The following is an 18,417-nucleotide window of genomic DNA, read 5'->3' as shown; positions in this document are numbered from 1 at the left end:
GTTGGTTTTACTGTTAATTATTTTAGTGATGAAGAAGGAAAAGTAGCAGCAGATGATGAAGAACAGGTTGCTGGTGATATTTGAGTTAAAATTACAGCAGATGTTAATGATCCTTATTGAACAGGAACAACAGCCATTTTGAAAGTAACTTTAACAGATAAGCGTTCTGATTTAAATACAATTAATGATTTATCAGGAATGGATCCAATTATTGTTAATCCTAATTTAACATATCAACAAATTAATAAGAATGTTATTAATACTTCTAATCAATTAAAGAGTGATCCTTTAACTGGTAATTTCACAATTCAATATTTTAGTGATAAATTTGCTAAACATGTAATTAATAACTATTATCAACAAGTTGGTATGGTTTATGTTATTATTACTCCTGATTTTCATACAGGAACTAAGTGAAAAACTAATAAAATACCAATTGTTTTTTCAATTGAAAGTAATGATAGTTTTTAAATAAAAATAAATTAAAGAGATTATTTTTAAATATTTATTTATTATTAGGTTATAATGTAATTATATTTTTTATAAAAATTTATATTTTAATTTTTTTCTTCTAACATTTTTTAAAATACTAAACATGTTTTTTATTTGTGACAGCAATAGATATTTTAGTTATGAGCTTTTATAAAATATAATATTAATTAGATTAATTTTGTTAGAAAGGATAATATTATGGAAAAAGAAAATCTTGCTAAAGTTACTTTCAATAAACGAACAGAAAGAAATTCAATAAACAAGTTGAAAAGACAAGCTATTTTTAGCACGGCAAATCCATGAAAAGCAATCTTTATTATGGTCACACCACCTTTAATTGCTGTAATTATTTTTTCTACTTATCAAATTTTTGATAAATGAATTGCTACACAATGAGGTGGACAAAGTATTATTGATCGTTATAATAATTATCAAAATTCAGGAATAATGATAACTGCTGAACAAGCATTAAAAATTATTAATATTGCTACTACTTATGCTGCTGTTCCTTCTTCAATGATGGTTTCCTTTGCTTTAATGGTTGCTACTGGAACAGGTATTAAGTTTTCAATTGCATATGGTCAAAATAAACGAGAACAAATGTCAGAATATTTAGGAAATGGGTTTCTATTATCTTTTTTAGTTTCTATTGTTCTTATGATCATTATGTATTTTAGTTGTCAGGGTATTATTGAATTTCAAGCTGGAAGTGATGCTGGAAGTAATCCAGTAATTAGGGAAATAATAATTAAAGAAGCAGTTAGATTTTCACAAATTTTAATTCTTGCTACACCATTACTTTTTTTTGCTTATTTTTTAGTTTCATTGTTACGTAGTGAAGGAATGATGTTATGAACAATTTTAATTAATGTTGCAGCTTGTTTAGTAAATATATCTTTAGATTTTATTTTTGTTATTCCTGGTAAATTAGGAATGGAAGGCACTGCATATGCAACTATTATTGCTTGAGCAAGCATTAATTTATTTTCAATAGATATTATTTGATATAGTGCCGATAATTTAAGATTTAAAGTAGCACACTTAAAACTTAAATGAGTAATAGTAACGGGCATTTTATTAATTGGTGCAACTTCTTTATTACAAAATATTGCCCAAAGTATTTTGGCAATGGTTACTACTAAAATTTTAAATACATTGCCACCTCCAGACTATCATGGTGGAGGAAGTACTGGTATTCCGGTTTTTGTTCAATTATATGGTGGTATTATGCCTTGGTTAATTTTAATTAATGCACCTATTATTGGAATTACGCAGGGAGCAAGAGCATTAATTGGCTATGTTTATGGTTCAAAGGACTTTAGTCGTGTTTGACAATTGATGTGACGTTTAACTTTATTACTTTTATTGTTGCTAATTGCTTCAGTATTATTATTAGTAATAGCGGGGCAATATATGATGCATTTCTTTGGCGTAGATTTAGAAATGGCAAGATTCTTTAAAGTTTATATTATTATGCAGTTTGCTTTTTATCCATTAGCTACACTACATTATGTTGCTGTTATTTTCTATCAATCAATTAATCGTGGTAAATTGTCATTATTTGCTAGTTTACAACGAACAATTATAATGCCAATTATTTGTTTAGGTTTAGGATATTATGTTGCACATGTTTCTCATAATGGTTTTTATTTTTATTTATTTCTTGACTTTATTGATTTATTTGCTGCTTTTATATTATTACCATTATTAATTTATACATTTTGAAAATCTAAACCATTTATTCATACAACTAAAGATAAAAAAACGCAAATATCTAATTTATCAGAAAAAAAAGTACTTAATAAAAATATATCTTAATATTAATATATGAAGAAAATAAAAAATACTCATTTAAAACAGAGTATTTTTTTTAATTATTTAAGATTAAAAAAGGTTGTTAATTTTACAAATTAAAAGGAATGAATATACAATCTATATTTGATTGAAGTCATTCCTAAAATAAAATATTTATTTACCTTCATTAACTCTCTTTTTTAATGCTTTACAAGAATTAAATTTAACTACTCGCTTTCTAGGAATAGCCATCGGTTCTGAATTTTGTGGATTTACTCCCGGTCGAGCTTTGCGGTATTTAATAGTAAAAGTTCCAAAGTTACGTAGTGTTACTTTTTCTCCTTTAATTAAAGCAGTAGCAATTTTATCTAAGATAAATTCTAACACTTCTTTGTATTCTTTTTCTGATAATTCTAATTTTTTTTGTACAGCTCGTGCTATCTGACTTTTTTGCATAAAATTTTCAACCCTTTCTTCACCAATTACCATAAGTATGCTATAAAAACATGCCTTAAATGATACTTATTATTATATAACATTTTTTAAAAAAACCTTATTTAATGAAAATTAAAGACTAGTAAAAAAATAAGATTTGAATATATAAATTTATATGTTAATTAATAAGTACAAGGGAAAAAATCTTTACATTCATTTTCTTGTATGTTAAAATTCAAAAAATAAGTAAATAACTATTTCGGAGGTACTAAGATATGCAAATGAAAAATTTATTAAGACTTATGGGTGCATTAGCCCTAACAACAGTAGCTACTACTTCAGTTGTAGCTTGTGGTGATCAAACTGTAGTTAATTTAGATACAGTATTAAAAAAGAAAGAATTAGGTCCAATTTCAGTTGTTGATATTACTAAACCAACTGAGAAAGAACTTAAAGAAGCTATTAAAGCAGTTCCAGAAAATAAAAACATTGATTTAAATGGTATTACAGTTAAAGTTAATACTCCTGAAAAAGAGGGAGATCCAATTACTAGTGCAGTAGTTACTCCTGATGGTAAAATTTATAATGGTGATTCAATAACTATTACATTTACATTAGCACATAAAAAGACAGATGTTGAAGTTACAACTGATATTAAAGCAGCTTTAGAAAAAGGTGTTGATGGTAAATCATTAAATGATTCACAAAAACAAAGTGATGCTAAAGATATTATTACAGCAGCAATTAAAAAAGTTACTGATGAAGATAAAGCTAGTGAAGCAACATTTACTTTTGATAAAGAAGATACAGATTTAACTGTAGGAGATAATACAGTTAATATTAAAGTTACACTTGGGCAATCAAAAGATGTTTCAGTTGCTGTTAAATTAACTGGTGTAACAGCACACGAATAAGAAATATAATATTTTATTATAATTAAAATGACACAATTTAAATTGTGTCATTTTTTTCTAATTATTTTTCAAAATTTATTTGACTATTACTATTAAAAACTGGTATTATACTTATTGGACTAAATTTTGATACACTAGGAATTGTGTATATAATTAATTCTTTAAAATCATAAAGGAGGCTAACGATTAATGCCAACAATGAACCAACTATTACGTAAAGGACGTACAGATAAAAAATACAAATCTAAATCACCAGCGTTAAATGTTTCATATAATTCATTAACAAAAACAACTTCTTCAATTAGCAGTCCGCAAAAAAAAGGTGTAGCGCTTGTAGTTACTACAAGAACACCAAAAAAACCTAACTCAGCTTTAAGAAAAATTGTTCGTGCTCGTTTAACTAACGGTATGGAAGTTACTGCTTATATTTCTGGAGAAGGTCATAATTTGCAAGAACATGCTATTGTTGGAATCCGTGGTGGAAGAGTTAAAGACTTACCTGGAGTTAGATACCATGTTATTCGTGGGTATTCTGATACTGCCGGAGTAGTAAATCGTAATCAAGGTCGTTCTAAATACGGAACTAAAAAACCAAAAGATAAGAAATAAGGAGGTAAAACTAAATGCGTAAAAATCAAGCTATTAAAAGAGAATTAGTTGCTGATCCAATTTATGATTCAAAAATTGTTACTCAATTAATTAACGCCATTATGATTGATGGTAAAAAAAGTGTAGCTCAAAAAATTGTTTATAATTCTTTTAAAATTGTTGGAGAAAAAACCCAACAAGTACCATTAGAAGTATTTGAAAAGGCAATTGCTAATATTACACCACAATTAGAAATTAAAACTCGAAGAATTGGTGGTGCAAACTATCAAGTTCCTATTGAAGTTAGTGCTACTCGTAAGATAACTTTAGCAATTCGTTGATTAGTTTCTTATTCACAAGCAAGATATGGTAATAGTATGCAAGATAAACTTGCAGCTGAGATTATGGATGCTGCTACTGGTAATGGTTCATCAATTAAAAAACGTGATGAAATTCATCGTATGGCTGAAGCTAATAAAGCCTTTGCTCACTATAAATGATAATAAAGGAGAGAGAAAATGGCAGAAAAATCAGGTCGAGAATATTCACTAGCAAATACTAGAAATATTGGAATTATGGCTCATATTGATGCTGGTAAAACTACAACAACAGAAAGAGTTTTATATCATACTGGTAAAATTCATAAAATTGGTGAGGTACATGAAGGTGCCGCAACTATGGACTGAATGGAACAAGAACAAGAACGTGGTATTACTATTACTTCAGCTGCAACAACTGCTGTTTGAAGAAATAATCGAATAAATATTATTGATACTCCGGGTCACGTTGATTTTACTGTTGAAGTTGAACGCTCATTAAGAGTTTTAGACGGAGCAGTTGCTGTATTAGACGCGCAAACTGGAGTTGAACCACAAACCGAAACTGTTTGAAATCAAGCAACTAGGTATAATGTACCAAGAATTGTTTTTGCAAATAAAATGGATAAAATTGGGGCTGACTTTGCTCATTCAATTCAAACATTAAAAGATCGTCTTGGTGCTAATGCTCATTCAATTCAATGACCAATTGGTGCAGAAGATGCTTTTGATGGAATTATTGATATAATTGAGATGAAAGCATACCATTTTGATGGTAAACCAAATGAGGATTATAAAGAAATTGCAATTCCTGAAGAACTTAAAGATGTTATTGCAAGTAGACGTGAGGAATTATTAGAAGCACTTTCTCACTTTGATGATGATTTCTTTATGAAATATGCTGAAGGAGAAGTAACTGTTGCTGAAATTAAGACAGTAATTCGTAAAGCAACAATTGCTGCTGAGTTTTTCCCAGTATTATGTGGTAGTGCCTTTAAAAATAAAGGTGTTAAATTAATGTTAGATGCAGTTATTGATTACTTGCCTTCACCATTAGATGTACCTGCAATTAAAGGAATATTACCTGTTTCATCAAAAGAAGTAGAACGTCATTCTAGTGATGAAGAACCTTTCTCAGCGTTAGCATTTAAGATCATGACTGACCCTTTTGTTGGAAGATTAACTTTTTTTAGAGTATATTCGGGAACATTAGAATCTGGTAGTTATGTATTAAACTCAACTAAAGAAAAAAAAGAGCGTGTTGGTCGAATTTTACAAATGCATGCCAATAGTCGTGCCGAAATTAAAAAGGTTTATGCTGGTGACATTGCTGCTATTGTTGGTTTAAAAGATACAACTACTGGTGATACATTATGTGATGAAAAACATGAAGTTATTTTAGAAAAAATGGTATTTCCAGAACCAGTTATTTCATTAGCGCTTGAACCTAAAACAAAAGCTGATCAAGAAAAAATGAGTTTAGGTTTACAAAAACTTGCAGAAGAAGATCCAACATTCCGTGTTTCATCAGACAAAGAAACAGGACAGACAATTATTTCAGGAATGGGAGAACTGCATTTAGACATCTTAACTGATCGTTTAAAACGTGAATTTAAAGTAGCAACTAACATTGGAAATCCACAAGTTGCTTATCGTGAAACAATTAAAGCAGTTTGTGAACGCGCTGAGGGTAAATATATTCATCAATCAGGTGGTCGCGGCCAATATGGACATGTTATTATTAAATTTGAACCAAATCCAGATAAAGGATTCGAGTTTGTTGATAAAATTGTTGGTGGTAAAGTGCCACGTGAATACATTAAACCAGTACAAGAAGGATTAATTGAATCATTAGCTAATGGTTTAATTGCAGGATATCCAGTTATTGACGTTAAAGCAACATTATATGATGGTTCATTCCACCCTGTTGACTCTTCAGAACGTGCCTTTAATATTGCAGCTTCTAAATCTTTACAAGATAATAAAGATTTATTAAAACCAGTATTATTAGAACCAATTATGAATGTTGAAGTTATTATTCCAGATGAATATTATGGTTCTATTGTTGGTAAAATTTCTGGTAAAAGAGGTACTATCGAAGCAGATGAAATGCGTGGTAATAGTAAAGTTGTTAAAGCTAAAGTGCCTTTATCTGAAATGTTTGGTTATGCTACTGAATTACGTTCAATGACCCAAGGACGCGGAACATATACAATGTCTTTTTCACACTATGAAGAAGCACCAAAATCAGTTGCTGAAGCAGTTGCTGGTAAATATCAAAAAGGAAGAATTACTAAAAAATAAAATAATTTAATTGAAAGTATAATAACTTTACTTTAAAATTATCTTAGTGTTTAATTTAATTAAATAAAAATAAGTATTAATTATTTCCAAGGAGGAAACAAAAATGGCAGAAAAAGAAGTAAAAAAATCAAAGCCTGTATCAACAGGCCCAAAACAAAAATTTGAACGTACAAAACCGCACGTTAATGTTGGAACAATTGGTCACGTTGATCACGGAAAAACAACATTAACTGCTGCAATTACTAGTTATTGTTCAAAACATGAAGCAGATGGATATAAAGGTATGTTTAAGGACTATGCTTCTATCGATGCTGCTCCAGAAGAAAAAGCACGTGGTATTACTATTAATACAGCTCACGTTGAATATGAAACACCAACTCGTCACTATGCACACGTTGACTGTCCAGGTCACGCTGACTACATTAAAAATATGATTACAGGTGCAGCTCAAATGGATGGTTCAGTGTTAGTTGTTTCTGCAACTGATGGTCCAATGCCACAAACACGTGAACACATTCTATTGGCACGTCAAGTTGGAGTTAAAAAAATTGTTGTATTCTTAAATAAGTGTGATATGGAAAGTGTAGACGATGACGTATTAGAACTTGTTGAAATGGAAATTCGTGAATTACTAACTAAGTATGAATTTGAAGGTGATGATACACCAATTATTCGTGGTTCTGCAAGAGGAGCATTAGATGGTAAAAAAGAATGAGAAGCAAAAATTAAAGAATTATTAACAGCAATGGATGAATGAATCCCAACACCAAAAAGAGAAGTTGATAAACCAGTATTATTAGCTGTTGAAGATGTTTTCACTATTACTGGACGTGGAACAGTAGCTACTGGAAGAATTGAACGTGGAACTTTAAAAGTTAATGATGAAATTGATATTATTGGTATTAACAAAGGTCTTAAAAAAGTTGTTGTTACTGGTATTGAAATGTTCAGAAAATTATTAGATGAAGCACAAGCTGGTGATAACGTTGGAGTATTATTACGTGGAGTTAAACGTGAAGATATTCAACGTGGACAAGTTATTGCTAAACCAGGATCAGTTACTCCACATACTAAATTTAAAGGTGAAGTTTATATTCTAACTAAAGAAGAAGGTGGACGTCATACTTCATTTAATCCGGGATATCGACCACAATTTTATTTCCGTACAACTGATGTTACAGGAAGTATGGGAAACTTTATTAATAAAGGTGAAAAATCGGAATTAATTATGCCAGGTGATAACGTTACTATTACTGTTGAATTAATTCACCCAGTTGCCCTTGAGAAAGGTACTCAATTCTCAATCCGTGAAGGCGGAAGAACTGTTGGAGCCGGACAAGTTACTGAGGTTATTGAATAATCACATTAAATCAAAAATCTTTATTCTCAAAAGAGAATAAAGATTTTTGATTAAAAATATTTTAGTAGTAAAATTAATTTATAGAAAAGAGATGACAAATCAATGCCTTATGTTAAAGAACTGGAAAGTCTAATTTTAAATCGTAAATCAATTCGTAATTATGATCCTAGTAAAGTTATTAGTGATAGTAAAATTAACGATATTCTTAACTATGTGCGTCATACCCCATCTTCATATGGTTTAGAACCATGAAAAATTTTAGTTATTAGTAATTCTAAAATTAAAGCACAATTGCAACCAATCATAAATAATCAACAACAAGTTAGTACTTGTTCACATTTATTTATTTTATTAAGTTATAGTGGTGAAAATTTCAATACTAGTAATCAATGATTTGTTGATACTGTTATGAAAAGACGTAATTTAACAAAACCACAATACGAAATTTATAAATCAACATTTAATAATTTCTTTGATCATGACAAAAAAACACAAATAAATCATTGGGCACAATGTCAAACTTTTATTTTATTACAAAACCTTTTATTATTATTAACTGCTCATGAAATTGATAATGTTGTATTAGGTGGTTTTAATGAACAACAATTATTAACTTACTTAGAATCAAATAAGATTATTGAACCTAATAAGTATCATGTTACAATTTTAGTGTCTGCTGGTTATGGTTATCCATCAAAAACTAAAATTATTAAAAATGAAGTTAGTGAAATCAGTACGCTTATCAAATAAATGTATTAGAAAAGGTATTGCAATGGAAAAATTAAAAATAAATAACTTAGATATTGAATTAAATATTAATGTTATTGGTAAATTTTTAGATAAGATTGAATATCCAATTCTTATTTTTGATTTTGAGACTTTTCGTAATTTATTACATAAAAAAAAGAACAATTCGTATGCTCATGATTTTGAAAAAATTTTTTCAATTGCATTATTAATTATTAATAAAAAAGAAGATTTAAGTGTTAGTAATTTACAAAATAAAAAGTTACATTTATTCGTTAAAACTGTTATTCCACAACCAAATATTTTAAATGAAGATTTAAAACTTGTTAAACATCAACAACAGTTTTTTAAATTTTTAACTAATAAGTTATTAAAATATAACATTAAATCTTTGATTTTACTTGGTGCCAGAACTGAAATATTAATGTTAAAAAACTATTTGAGTTATCATAATGATGAAAGTAAATTCAAAAATAAAGTTAGTTATTTTTTTCAAAAACATAAAATTTTTGATTTATATGATATTTGAAATAATGATCAAGTTTTAAATTTACCTTTATATAAAAAAGGTTTACATCTTGATGTTGGTGCTACTAAAAAAACTTCAATACTAATTAAAAATAATAATGATTATTGTAAAATATTAAAAGAACAATTTTCATTAACAAATAATAATATTGGAAGAATTATTGATCAATTTTTTTTTAATAATATTTGTTTATTACCTAGTTTTACTACGCAAGTAGCAAATCATAATCAAAATGATGTTTTAATTGGTGCTGCAATCTTATCATTACTTTATACTTTTTGTGATAAATATTAAGAAAATAAAAAATATTAATTTAAATAATTAATATTTTTTATTACATTTTATTTTTTTAGTTCAAATTTTTTGGTATTTGTGAATTATATATTGTTGTATTTGTTGATAAAGGCATTAAATTATTAATTTCATTAACATTCAATCTTGTTTCACTATTTGAACTTACATCTTGAGTTTCTAAATTATCATTATTATTTGTTAATTTAAGTAAATTTTGAAATTGTTTTTCAAGTTCTGTTTTAGATTGACTAATTAAATAAGTATTTTCAAACACTAATTTTTTGCAAGGATATCAATATCCATCTTCATCTCAAATTAAAACATCTTCTTTAGTATATTTTACTTCTTTTTTAGTACCATTTGGACCCCAAGGTAGTGATAATTCTCTGCTTTTATTATCTTTATTAAGATTAACTATTTTTATTTTAGAATCGGGATTTGCTCAAGCTTCCCCCTTACTTATATTATTAATAACTGGAATATAAGTAGTTTTAAATTTTTTTTGTTTAACAACTCAATGTTCACCAATAACTCCTGTAATAATATAATAACCGCGATGACAAGTTACTGTTACTTTTTCTAGTGTTTCAATTTCTAATGGGTTATTATCTTGATGTAATTGAAATTCATATTTTACAGTAGGATTTTTAATACAAAATGTAACATTTGAATTTTCTGTATTTTCTTTAAATAACATATTTTCTCCTTCATCTTTTTGTTTTTTGAATAAATACTTTATTTTAAAAATAAACATATAGTAAATTTTAAATTTCAATATTTATCTTTATTTTTTTTAAAATAATTTAATAAAATTAAAAAAACTAATATAGATAAAAATATCTATATTAGTAATGAACATTTAATAAATTATTATTAATAATATCATTTTTTTATCTTTTTTAAAAATATTTTTGTAATTAAATTATTATATATAATTGTAAAATTATAAGTAAAAGTAGCAATATTATAAATTAAAATCATAATTTTATGATTTACTAACACCCAAACTAATACCTAATATAAGGTGTACTTATGTTATAATTACTATAGTATATTGTTGACTCTTCGTTAAAATTAAGTTTGAAAAGGAGTACTAACTATGAAAATTGGAATTATTGGAGCATCAGGAAAATCAGGACTTGCCTTAACTAAAGAAGCTTTAAAACAGGGATATCAAGTTGTTGCCATTACTAGAAATCCTATTAAAATGCCAATTCTTAATAATGATAATCGATTGACCATTAAAAAAGCTGATCTTACTCATAAAAGTAGTATTAAAGCGGTTGTTAATGATGTTGATATTTTAATTAGTGCTTACGGCCCTACTATTGATAATCCCCAAAATATTCATCAGCAAGTTTCTAAAAACTTAATTACTATCATGCATGAATGTCAAAATATTAAAAGGTTATTAATTGTTGGTGGTGCTGGTAGTTTGTTAAATGATAAGAATGAAATATTAGTAGAAACAATTGCATTTCCTGAAGCATGAAAAGAGCATGTACAACAACAAGTTCAAGCATTAGATACTTATCGTAGCAGTGACATTAATTGAACATATTTTAGCCCTTCTTTATACTATGACCCAGAATTACCAACTTTAGGCAAATTTAAAATTGGTAACAATCACTTAATTGTTAATAAAGAAGGAAAAAGTGAAATTAGTTATGGTGATGCTGCAATTGCTATTATTAATGAGATTAAAGAACAAAAATTTATTAAAAAACGTTTTACAGCGGGTTATAATTAATATTTTGTTTGAAAGGATATTAGACAAATGTTAAAACTTACAAAAGAACAAATTTTACAAAAAACGATAACTTTAAATAATGGTGTCAAAATTCCTCAATTTGGATTAGGTACATATTTAATGGTTGATAGTAAATCTATTTATAATTCAGTAATTTGTGCTTTGCAAAATGGTTATCGTCATATTGATACTGCAGAATATTATAAAAACGAGGAGATAATTGGTAATGCAATTAAAGATTTTTTAGCAGAAAATCCAGAAGTTAAAAGGGAATATTTATTTATTACTTCTAAAATTTGAAATGACAATCATGAATATGAACTTACTAAAGATGCTTTGCGTGGTATCCTGAATCGTTTAAAACTAGATTATTTAGATTTATGTTTAATTAATTGACCAACTAAACAAAGTTTTGAATGTTGAAGAGCCTTAGAAGAATTTTATGAATATGGTAAAGTTAGGGCAATTGGTGTTTCAAATTTTAATAGTTCACAATTGAAAGATTTTTTAAAAAAAATAAAAATAAAACCAGCAATTAATCAAATTGAAACACATCCTGGTTTTAATCAAAAAAACACAATAGATTTTTGTTACGAGAATAATATTGCTGTTACTTCATGAAGAACAATGCTAGGTGGTAGAGCAGATGAAATACCATTATTACAAGAATTAGCAAATAAATACAAGGTTACTACTAGTCACATTGCTTTAAGATGAGCTTGACAATTGGGTCAAGTAGTTATTCCTAAATCAACTAATCCAGAGCTAATTATTAGTAATCCCGATATTGGGGGTTTTCAACTAACAGAAGAAGAGATGTTAAAAATCCAAAAATTACCACAAACTGCTTTAGGGCCACAATCTAATGATAAAAAATTTTGAAAAGGAATTATGATGGATTAAATTAAAAAGGGGGTTAAATAATTGTGATTTGAAATGATTCAACTAAGGAATTAGCAAAAAAATTAAATACTAATTTTGTTACAGGTTTAACTGAAGAAGCCGCAGCTCAATTGCTAATAGAAATAGGACCTAATCAATTACCAGTTACGAAAAAAAAACCAATTTGAAAAATAGTTTTAGCACATTTTATTGAACCATTTGTTTTAGTATTAATTGCATTAGCAATTATTGCTACTGTTATTGGTCAATGACAAGAAGCATTAGTTGTTTTTTTAATTGTAATTGTTGATGCTACTTTGGCTACTTATCAAGAAGTAAAAGCTGCAGCTTCTTTGGACTCTTTAAAGAAATTAGTTTCTTCACAAGCAGTAGTAATTCGTAATGGTAATAAATACGATATTGATGCTAAAGATTTAGTGGTAGGTGATTTGGTTTATTTAGATGCGGGAATGTTTGTACCTGCTGATCTGCGTATTATTCAGTCTTATAATTTACGTACTAATGAATCACTTTTAACTGGTGAATCAACCTTAATTAGTAAAACTACTGAAGCATTAACTGAAGAAAAATTATCAATTGGTGAAAGAACTAATCTTGCTTTTATGTCTACTTCTATTGCGACAGGTAGTGGTCTTGGTTTAGTTTATGCAACAGCAAAAACTTCTGAAATTGGAAAAATAACTAAGTTATTACAAGAAGAAAAAGAACCTAAATCACCATTAACGCGACAAATGTCTTTTTTAATTAGAATAATTTCGGTTTTTGCTTTATTATTAGGTTTAGCTATGTTTTTATTACAATTTTTCTTAATTAAAGTACCTGCTATTAATTCTTTAATTTTTGGAATTGCTTTAACAATAGCAGTAATACCTGAAGGTTTGCAAGTTATTGTTACCGTTTCATTATCACTGGGAAGTTCAAGAATGGCAAAAAAACATGCTATTGTTAAACATTTACCTGCTGTTGAAACATTAGGTCAAGTTGATATTATTTGTTCTGATAAAACCGGAACTTTAACACAAAATAAAATGACTGTTAAAAAATATTATTTAACAAAATCAGTTAATGATAGTAATGACTTTAAAAAGAAAACTAAGCAAGAACAATTATTTTTAGATTGTTTAGTATTATGTAATAATAGTGAAGTTAGTAAAAATAAAACTATTGGTGATCCAACGGAAGCAGCACTTATTAATTGATCAGAAACATTAAAGTTTCCAACAAAGGCACTTAGTGATAAACATACTCGAGTTCATGAAATACCTTTTGATTCCAATCGTAAATTAATGTCAACAATTAATGAATACGATAAAGAAACTTATGTTTTTGTTAAAGGTGCGGTTGATAATATGATTAATATTTGTACTCATGCGCTTATTAATAACGAAAGGGTAGTATTAACTGCACAAATTAAAAAAGAAATAATTGCAAGTATGGAAGAAATGTCAAATTCAGCATTACGTGTTTTGGGAGCAAGTTATAAAACTGTTAATAATACGAAAGATTATAGTAATATTAGTGAAATTGAAAGTAATTTAACTTTTTTAGGATTAGTTGGAATGATTGATCCACCAAGAAACGAAGTTAAAGATTCTTTAGTTAAAACTAAAAAAGCAGGTATTGATACAATTATGATTACTGGTGATCATTTAAATACTGCTGTTGCTATTGGTCAAGAATTAGGTTTGATTGAAAATAAAACACAAGCACTTAGTGGTAATACGATTGATGATATTCCAGAAGAATCATTTAATGCTAATATTAATCAATATCGAGTTTTTGCTCGTGTTTCTCCTGAACATAAAGTTAAGATTGTTAAAGCATTGCAGAGTCATAATAAGGTTGTTTCGATGACTGGTGATGGTGTTAATGATGCTCCTAGTTTAAAAGCGGCAGATATTGGAGTAGCGATGGGTATTACGGGAACTGATGTTGCTAAAGAATCTTCACAAATAGTATTAACTGATGATAATTTTGCTACTATTGTTGATGCTATTGAAGAAGGACGCAATATTTACAGTAAAATTAAAAGAATTGTTATTTTTATTTTAATTACTAATATGGCCCAAGTATTTTCAATTGTTATTGGTGCTATTTTTGGATGAAATGAATTATTGCAACCAATTCAAATTTTATGAATTAATTTAATTGTTGAATCTGTTATTGCAATTCCAATGTCAATGGGACCTAATAACCCTGATTTAATGCTTAGAAAACCAACGAAACGGAATGATAGAATTCTTACTGGTAGTTGAGGATTTATTGGTATTGTTAGTATAATATTAAGTACCTTATTACTATTAGCTTTTCATTTTTTACCTCAAATTTTACGTGAAAATAATAGTGAAGGTTTTGTTTTTGTTATAATGACTAATGCTCCTGTTTTTTATGCATTTTCTTTTGTTTCAGGTGCTAATACAAGTATTTTTAATAAGATTACTTGAAAAAATAAATATATTTGAGTTGCGGCGATTAGTGCTTTTGCTATTAATACTTTTATTATTTTTACACCTGTTGTTAGCAATGCTTTTGGTATTGGTGCTGGTTTTCGGGCAGTTGATTGATTACTTTGTATTGCTTTATCAACAATACCAATGTGATTATTAGAAGTGTATAAAGGAATTAGACTTTTAGTTAATAAATTAATTAAAAAAGAACAAAATAAAGTAAAAGTTAAATAATATAGAATGGAAAATTAATAATGAGAATTATTCCGTATGAATTATTTAGTTATACACCAGATATGAGTTTAACTGCATTGCGTAAAGAACTACTAATGTATGATCATTGTTTAAATAAAAAAATTACAAATATGGCAATGCAACCATTTTTAGACTTGGAACGCAACTATTTTAATTTACTTTTATGTAAATGAGAATTAGAAATGAAAAAACGAAATCATTATGTTAATTCATTATTTAAATGTTATACTAAATACAATGATTTTGAATTTGTTGCAACTCTTGATTTTTTAATTATTGAATGTTGTATACAATGAGATTTAAAAGGTTTTCAACCATATAAATGTAATTTAAATTGATATGAAATTATGATGATGACAATTAAAAATAAAGATAAAATAAATAAAGATTTTTATGAACAACTTTCTTTGTGGTATAAAGAAATGTTTATGAAAATTAATGATAATGGTTCTTTTAAACCTAAGAAATTAAATATGAATGTTGTTTTTGAAAAAATAAGTAATTTTTTATTAACAGCATAATAGTTTTTGAAAAAAATTTTGATTTTATTTTATAATTTAATTATAAAAAACTCTAATAGAATGGAAATTTTATTTTTGAAATTAAACTAAATATGTTGTTGAATTGTTTCTATTTTAATTACCCTTTTTAAACAATTAACCCATTTACTTTGGTATAAAAGTAATGGGTTAAAATTATATATTGGATAGCAACTATATGTTATTAAATTTTGTGTATTTTCAATAGACTTCTTTCATCTTTGATTTAAAATTTACATTAGTTAATAATTTTAATAGCTTTTGGTAAAGTGACAGATATTAAATTAGTCATTCCAACAAAATCAATTGAATTTCATTGAGCAGTAATTTTAACTTTGACTATCTTACTAGTAGTTGATAAATCAATAGTAGTAATTCTATTAATACAATCTTCATCTATTATATCATATACATAATCAAGGTTTTTGATGACAATATCGCCATAACATATTTTTTGTACAGAATTATTGATGATTGAATCTAATGCATTTTCTATTTCTTCTTTTGTAACAGCATTTGGGTAAATAGCCTCAATTTGACTTGGACTATCAATATTAGTAATTTCGTTTAAATCATTTCATCATTGTAATAAGCAATAACTAATTGTAATATTATTTTTTTCTCCTTTAAATTTGGCTCCATTTTTAGCAACAATTTTAATATTTAAATTTAAAGTTAAAAAATCATTTGGTTTAAAAATATCAATAAAGTATAAATCTTTAAAGTAAAAATATTTTTCAAAAATTTTTATATAAACATCATAGTCATCACTTGTAATAGTTTTTAAACCTGATATTGCTACTAATTTTGCTTGTAATTTATTTAAAAATTCAGATTTTATATTTTTTTTAAATTTTAATGTATCTAAATTTATATTATTAGGAATTTTTGTTGAAATATCAATTTTTGTATCTTTTTTTTGAGTCTGGTGTATCGCAAGCAACTACAGTTAATGGTATTGGTGTTGATATTGCTAAAATTGATAATAATTTTAATAAATTTTTCATTTTATTTTTCTCCTTTAAATTCATTTACCTTCATATAAATTATATAAAATAAAACTTAAATACCATTATATAATATTATTCACGGCAATAAATAAGAATGACAAAAAATTTCTAAAATAAAGTGTAAAAATAATTAGTAGTTTTAATGATAAAAGTTATCAAAGTTCAATAATTATTGATATAACTAAACAAACAAATATTTCAGATATTTATATGCAAAATTATTTTGCAGAGAAAACTAAACCAGTAACATCAGATAAACAGCAGGCAATTGCAAATGTTACAGATAGTTTAAAGAAAATTCAAAAAAATGAATATCTTACTAAGTCAATTAGAAGTATGTATAAAGAAAAAAATGATTTTAATCAAAGTATAATGATTATACATTAAGATTTGGTAAGAGTCCTTTAATAAAAGGTATTATTGAAGGTAGAAATGTATTAGCGCATCAATTAATTTTTATTAGTCCATATCAAAAAATTAGTTATTTTCCTCACTTAATTTCTACTATATATTTAGTTTTGTGATATCTTTATGAAATAGATTACTAAAAATTTATTTAGATAATAATTGGAAATTAGATATCTTTACCACTTTTAATTGTTTTAATATCTTTTTTTAACTGCTCTTTTAAAAATTTAATATCATTCTCACTATTTTTTACTTTTTTTAATGCTTCAATTTTAACTTTAGTATCTTTTTTTAATGCTTGAATCTTATCATTTTTTTCAGATCTAATTAACAATTTGGCTCCAACTTTCTTTGTTAAAATGTGTAAACCCATAAAAGGGTATTTTTTTAATAAAAGTTTTTCATCTTCAATTAATTCTTGATTGCGAGAAGCAATAACAGTAGCTTGTAAACCACCAGAAATATTAACTGCAGTTCTGCCCATATCAAATAAACCATCTAAAGCACCAATAATACCATAAACAGCAGCATAATAGCTACCAAAACCAAGACCACCTAAAACACCAGCTGTTACAACAGCAGCAGTTCCTGGTACTCCCGCAATTCCTAATGAAGCAACTAATGTTACAATTAAGCTATTAATAAATAAAATAGCAATTGTTCAGTTGGGGAAATTACCAGGAAGGATAACACTAAATCATAAGAAAGATAAAATAATGCCAGCTTGCACTCCAGCACAGCCACTTAAACCTATTGTTGTTGAAAGTGGCATTACTGTAGTATCACTACCCTCTTCTTTCACTTTTAAATCTTCTTTTAAGGTATTCATAGCAATTGGTAAAGCGGCATTAGAAGACTGAGTTGTAAAACCAGCAATAATTGGTTTCTGTGCTTTTAATAATCAACGATAAGGATTAATACCAAATAAATATAATGATAATAAATGTCATAAGAAAGTAATAAGTAGTGCTAAATAAGCGACTCCAATAATAATGCCAATATTAGCAAGTGCACCAATTGGTTGATTAATAATTGCTGTTGCTAGCATACTCATAACAGCAAATGGCATAGTTTTAATAAACATCATTAATATTAAAATAATAATTTTTCACATTGTTTCTAAAGTGTTTCTTGCTTTGTCCATTCGTTCTTCATTATGCTTAGTTAGTTTTTTAATTGCAAATCCAATTAAAGCACCAAGGACAATGATTGGAATAATTAATGTTTGAGTAAAAACACCAATTAAGCTGCTAGGAACGTAACTAATAATAATTTCGGGAATTGTTTTGGCAGTAGTTTTATCGTAACTACCACCATCAGTTAAATTAAAA

The 18,417-nt window shown here is 26.9% G+C and carries 18 protein-coding genes; 14 read left to right on the top strand and 4 right to left on the bottom strand.

Annotated elements, in window-relative coordinates:
- Window positions 1–138: 138 nt before the first annotated feature.
- Both AACK94_RS06780 and AACK94_RS06775 read left to right on the top strand, forming a co-directional pair.
- Window positions 139–471 (top strand): hypothetical protein, encoded by a 333-nt coding sequence (locus tag AACK94_RS06780; protein ID WP_338961647.1) that lies wholly within the window; start codon window positions 139–141, stop codon window positions 469–471.
- A 219-nt stretch (window positions 472–690) separates the two neighbouring features.
- The gene (locus tag AACK94_RS06775; protein ID WP_338975631.1) at window positions 691–2,310 is read left to right on the top strand and encodes an MATE family efflux transporter; all 1,620 of its coding nucleotides are present in this window, start codon (window positions 691–693) and stop codon (window positions 2,308–2,310) included.
- 150 nt (window positions 2,311–2,460) lie between these two features.
- Here AACK94_RS06775 and AACK94_RS06770 read toward each other — a convergent pair whose 3' ends face one another.
- Window positions 2,461–2,742 carry an HU family DNA-binding protein gene (locus AACK94_RS06770; protein WP_174481356.1) on the bottom strand — a complete coding sequence of 94 codons (282 nt, stop codon included), beginning with the start codon at window positions 2,740–2,742 and terminating at the stop codon, window positions 2,461–2,463.
- Window positions 2,743–2,996: 254 nt separating this feature from the next.
- On the opposite strand from AACK94_RS06770, the gene AACK94_RS06765 reads away from it, so the two are divergent.
- The 7 genes from AACK94_RS06765 (at window position 2,997) to AACK94_RS06735 (ending at window position 9,774) form a co-directional block, all read left to right on the top strand.
- The gene (locus AACK94_RS06765; RefSeq protein WP_338975630.1) at window positions 2,997–3,635 is read left to right on the top strand and encodes a hypothetical protein; all 639 of its coding nucleotides are present in this window, start codon (window positions 2,997–2,999) and stop codon (window positions 3,633–3,635) included.
- A gap of 189 nt (window positions 3,636–3,824) precedes the next feature.
- On the top strand, window positions 3,825–4,244 hold the full coding sequence (gene rpsL, locus AACK94_RS06760; RefSeq protein ID WP_252320120.1) for a 30S ribosomal protein S12: 420 nt from the start codon (window positions 3,825–3,827) through the stop codon (window positions 4,242–4,244).
- A 14-nt stretch (window positions 4,245–4,258) separates the two neighbouring features.
- The gene (rpsG, locus tag AACK94_RS06755) at window positions 4,259–4,726 is read left to right on the top strand and encodes a 30S ribosomal protein S7 (protein WP_174481359.1); all 468 of its coding nucleotides are present in this window, start codon (window positions 4,259–4,261) and stop codon (window positions 4,724–4,726) included.
- A gap of 15 nt (window positions 4,727–4,741) precedes the next feature.
- Window positions 4,742–6,844, top strand: coding sequence for an elongation factor G (fusA, locus tag AACK94_RS06750; protein ID WP_338975629.1), 2,103 nt, complete (start codon window positions 4,742–4,744; stop codon window positions 6,842–6,844).
- Window positions 6,845–6,947: 103 nt separating this feature from the next.
- Window positions 6,948–8,204 (top strand): elongation factor Tu, encoded by a 1,257-nt coding sequence (gene tuf / locus AACK94_RS06745; protein WP_338961656.1) that lies wholly within the window; start codon window positions 6,948–6,950, stop codon window positions 8,202–8,204.
- Between the two features lie 102 nt (window positions 8,205–8,306).
- Window positions 8,307–8,954, top strand: a complete 648-nt coding sequence (locus AACK94_RS06740) for a nitroreductase family protein (RefSeq protein WP_338961659.1) — start codon at window positions 8,307–8,309, stop codon at window positions 8,952–8,954.
- Window positions 8,955–8,976: 22 nt separating this feature from the next.
- Window positions 8,977–9,774: a hypothetical protein gene (locus AACK94_RS06735; protein ID WP_338975628.1), complete on the top strand. Its 798-nt coding sequence runs from the start codon at window positions 8,977–8,979 to the stop codon at window positions 9,772–9,774.
- Window positions 9,775–9,829: 55 nt separating this feature from the next.
- Here the strand turns inward: AACK94_RS06735 and AACK94_RS06730 are convergent, their stop codons facing one another.
- Window positions 9,830–10,471: a PGDYG domain-containing protein gene (locus AACK94_RS06730; protein WP_338975626.1), complete on the bottom strand. Its 642-nt coding sequence runs from the start codon at window positions 10,469–10,471 to the stop codon at window positions 9,830–9,832.
- Between the two features lie 402 nt (window positions 10,472–10,873).
- Between AACK94_RS06730 and AACK94_RS06725 the strand changes: the two genes are divergently transcribed.
- From AACK94_RS06725 to AACK94_RS06710, 4 genes are read left to right on the top strand one after another with little or no spacing between them, the layout of a single operon-like run.
- Window positions 10,874–11,524, top strand: coding sequence for an NAD(P)-dependent oxidoreductase (locus AACK94_RS06725; RefSeq protein WP_338975625.1), 651 nt, complete (start codon window positions 10,874–10,876; stop codon window positions 11,522–11,524).
- Window positions 11,525–11,551: 27 nt separating this feature from the next.
- Window positions 11,552–12,427 carry an aldo/keto reductase gene (locus AACK94_RS06720; protein WP_338975624.1) on the top strand — a complete coding sequence of 292 codons (876 nt, stop codon included), beginning with the start codon at window positions 11,552–11,554 and terminating at the stop codon, window positions 12,425–12,427.
- 23 nt (window positions 12,428–12,450) lie between these two features.
- On the top strand, window positions 12,451–15,108 hold the full coding sequence (locus AACK94_RS06715; RefSeq protein WP_338975623.1) for a cation-translocating P-type ATPase: 2,658 nt from the start codon (window positions 12,451–12,453) through the stop codon (window positions 15,106–15,108).
- Between the two features lie 20 nt (window positions 15,109–15,128).
- The gene (locus AACK94_RS06710; RefSeq protein ID WP_338975621.1) at window positions 15,129–15,650 is read left to right on the top strand and encodes a hypothetical protein; all 522 of its coding nucleotides are present in this window, start codon (window positions 15,129–15,131) and stop codon (window positions 15,648–15,650) included.
- A gap of 256 nt (window positions 15,651–15,906) precedes the next feature.
- On the opposite strand, the gene AACK94_RS06705 is transcribed toward AACK94_RS06710, so the two are convergent.
- Complete coding sequence (locus AACK94_RS06705; protein ID WP_338975620.1) at window positions 15,907–16,611, bottom strand: hypothetical protein; 705 nt, start codon at window positions 16,609–16,611, stop codon at window positions 15,907–15,909.
- Between the two features lie 277 nt (window positions 16,612–16,888).
- Between AACK94_RS06705 and AACK94_RS06700 the strand changes: the two genes are divergently transcribed.
- Window positions 16,889–17,065, top strand: coding sequence for a hypothetical protein (locus tag AACK94_RS06700; RefSeq protein WP_338975618.1), 177 nt, complete (start codon window positions 16,889–16,891; stop codon window positions 17,063–17,065).
- 187 nt (window positions 17,066–17,252) lie between these two features.
- Here AACK94_RS06700 and AACK94_RS06695 read toward each other — a convergent pair whose 3' ends face one another.
- The gene (locus AACK94_RS06695) at window positions 17,253–18,410 is read right to left on the bottom strand and encodes a cation:dicarboxylate symporter family transporter (protein ID WP_338976376.1); all 1,158 of its coding nucleotides are present in this window, start codon (window positions 18,408–18,410) and stop codon (window positions 17,253–17,255) included.
- Window positions 18,411–18,417: the final 7 nt, after the last annotated feature.

The organism is Spiroplasma endosymbiont of Monopis laevigella, from assembly GCF_964019975.1.
GTDB lineage: Bacteria > Bacillota_I > Bacilli_A > Mycoplasmatales > VBWQ01 > Spiroplasma_E > Spiroplasma_E ixodetis_A.
Note: the sequence above shows the minus strand (reverse complement) of the source record. Positions and strands in the feature narration are given on the sequence as shown.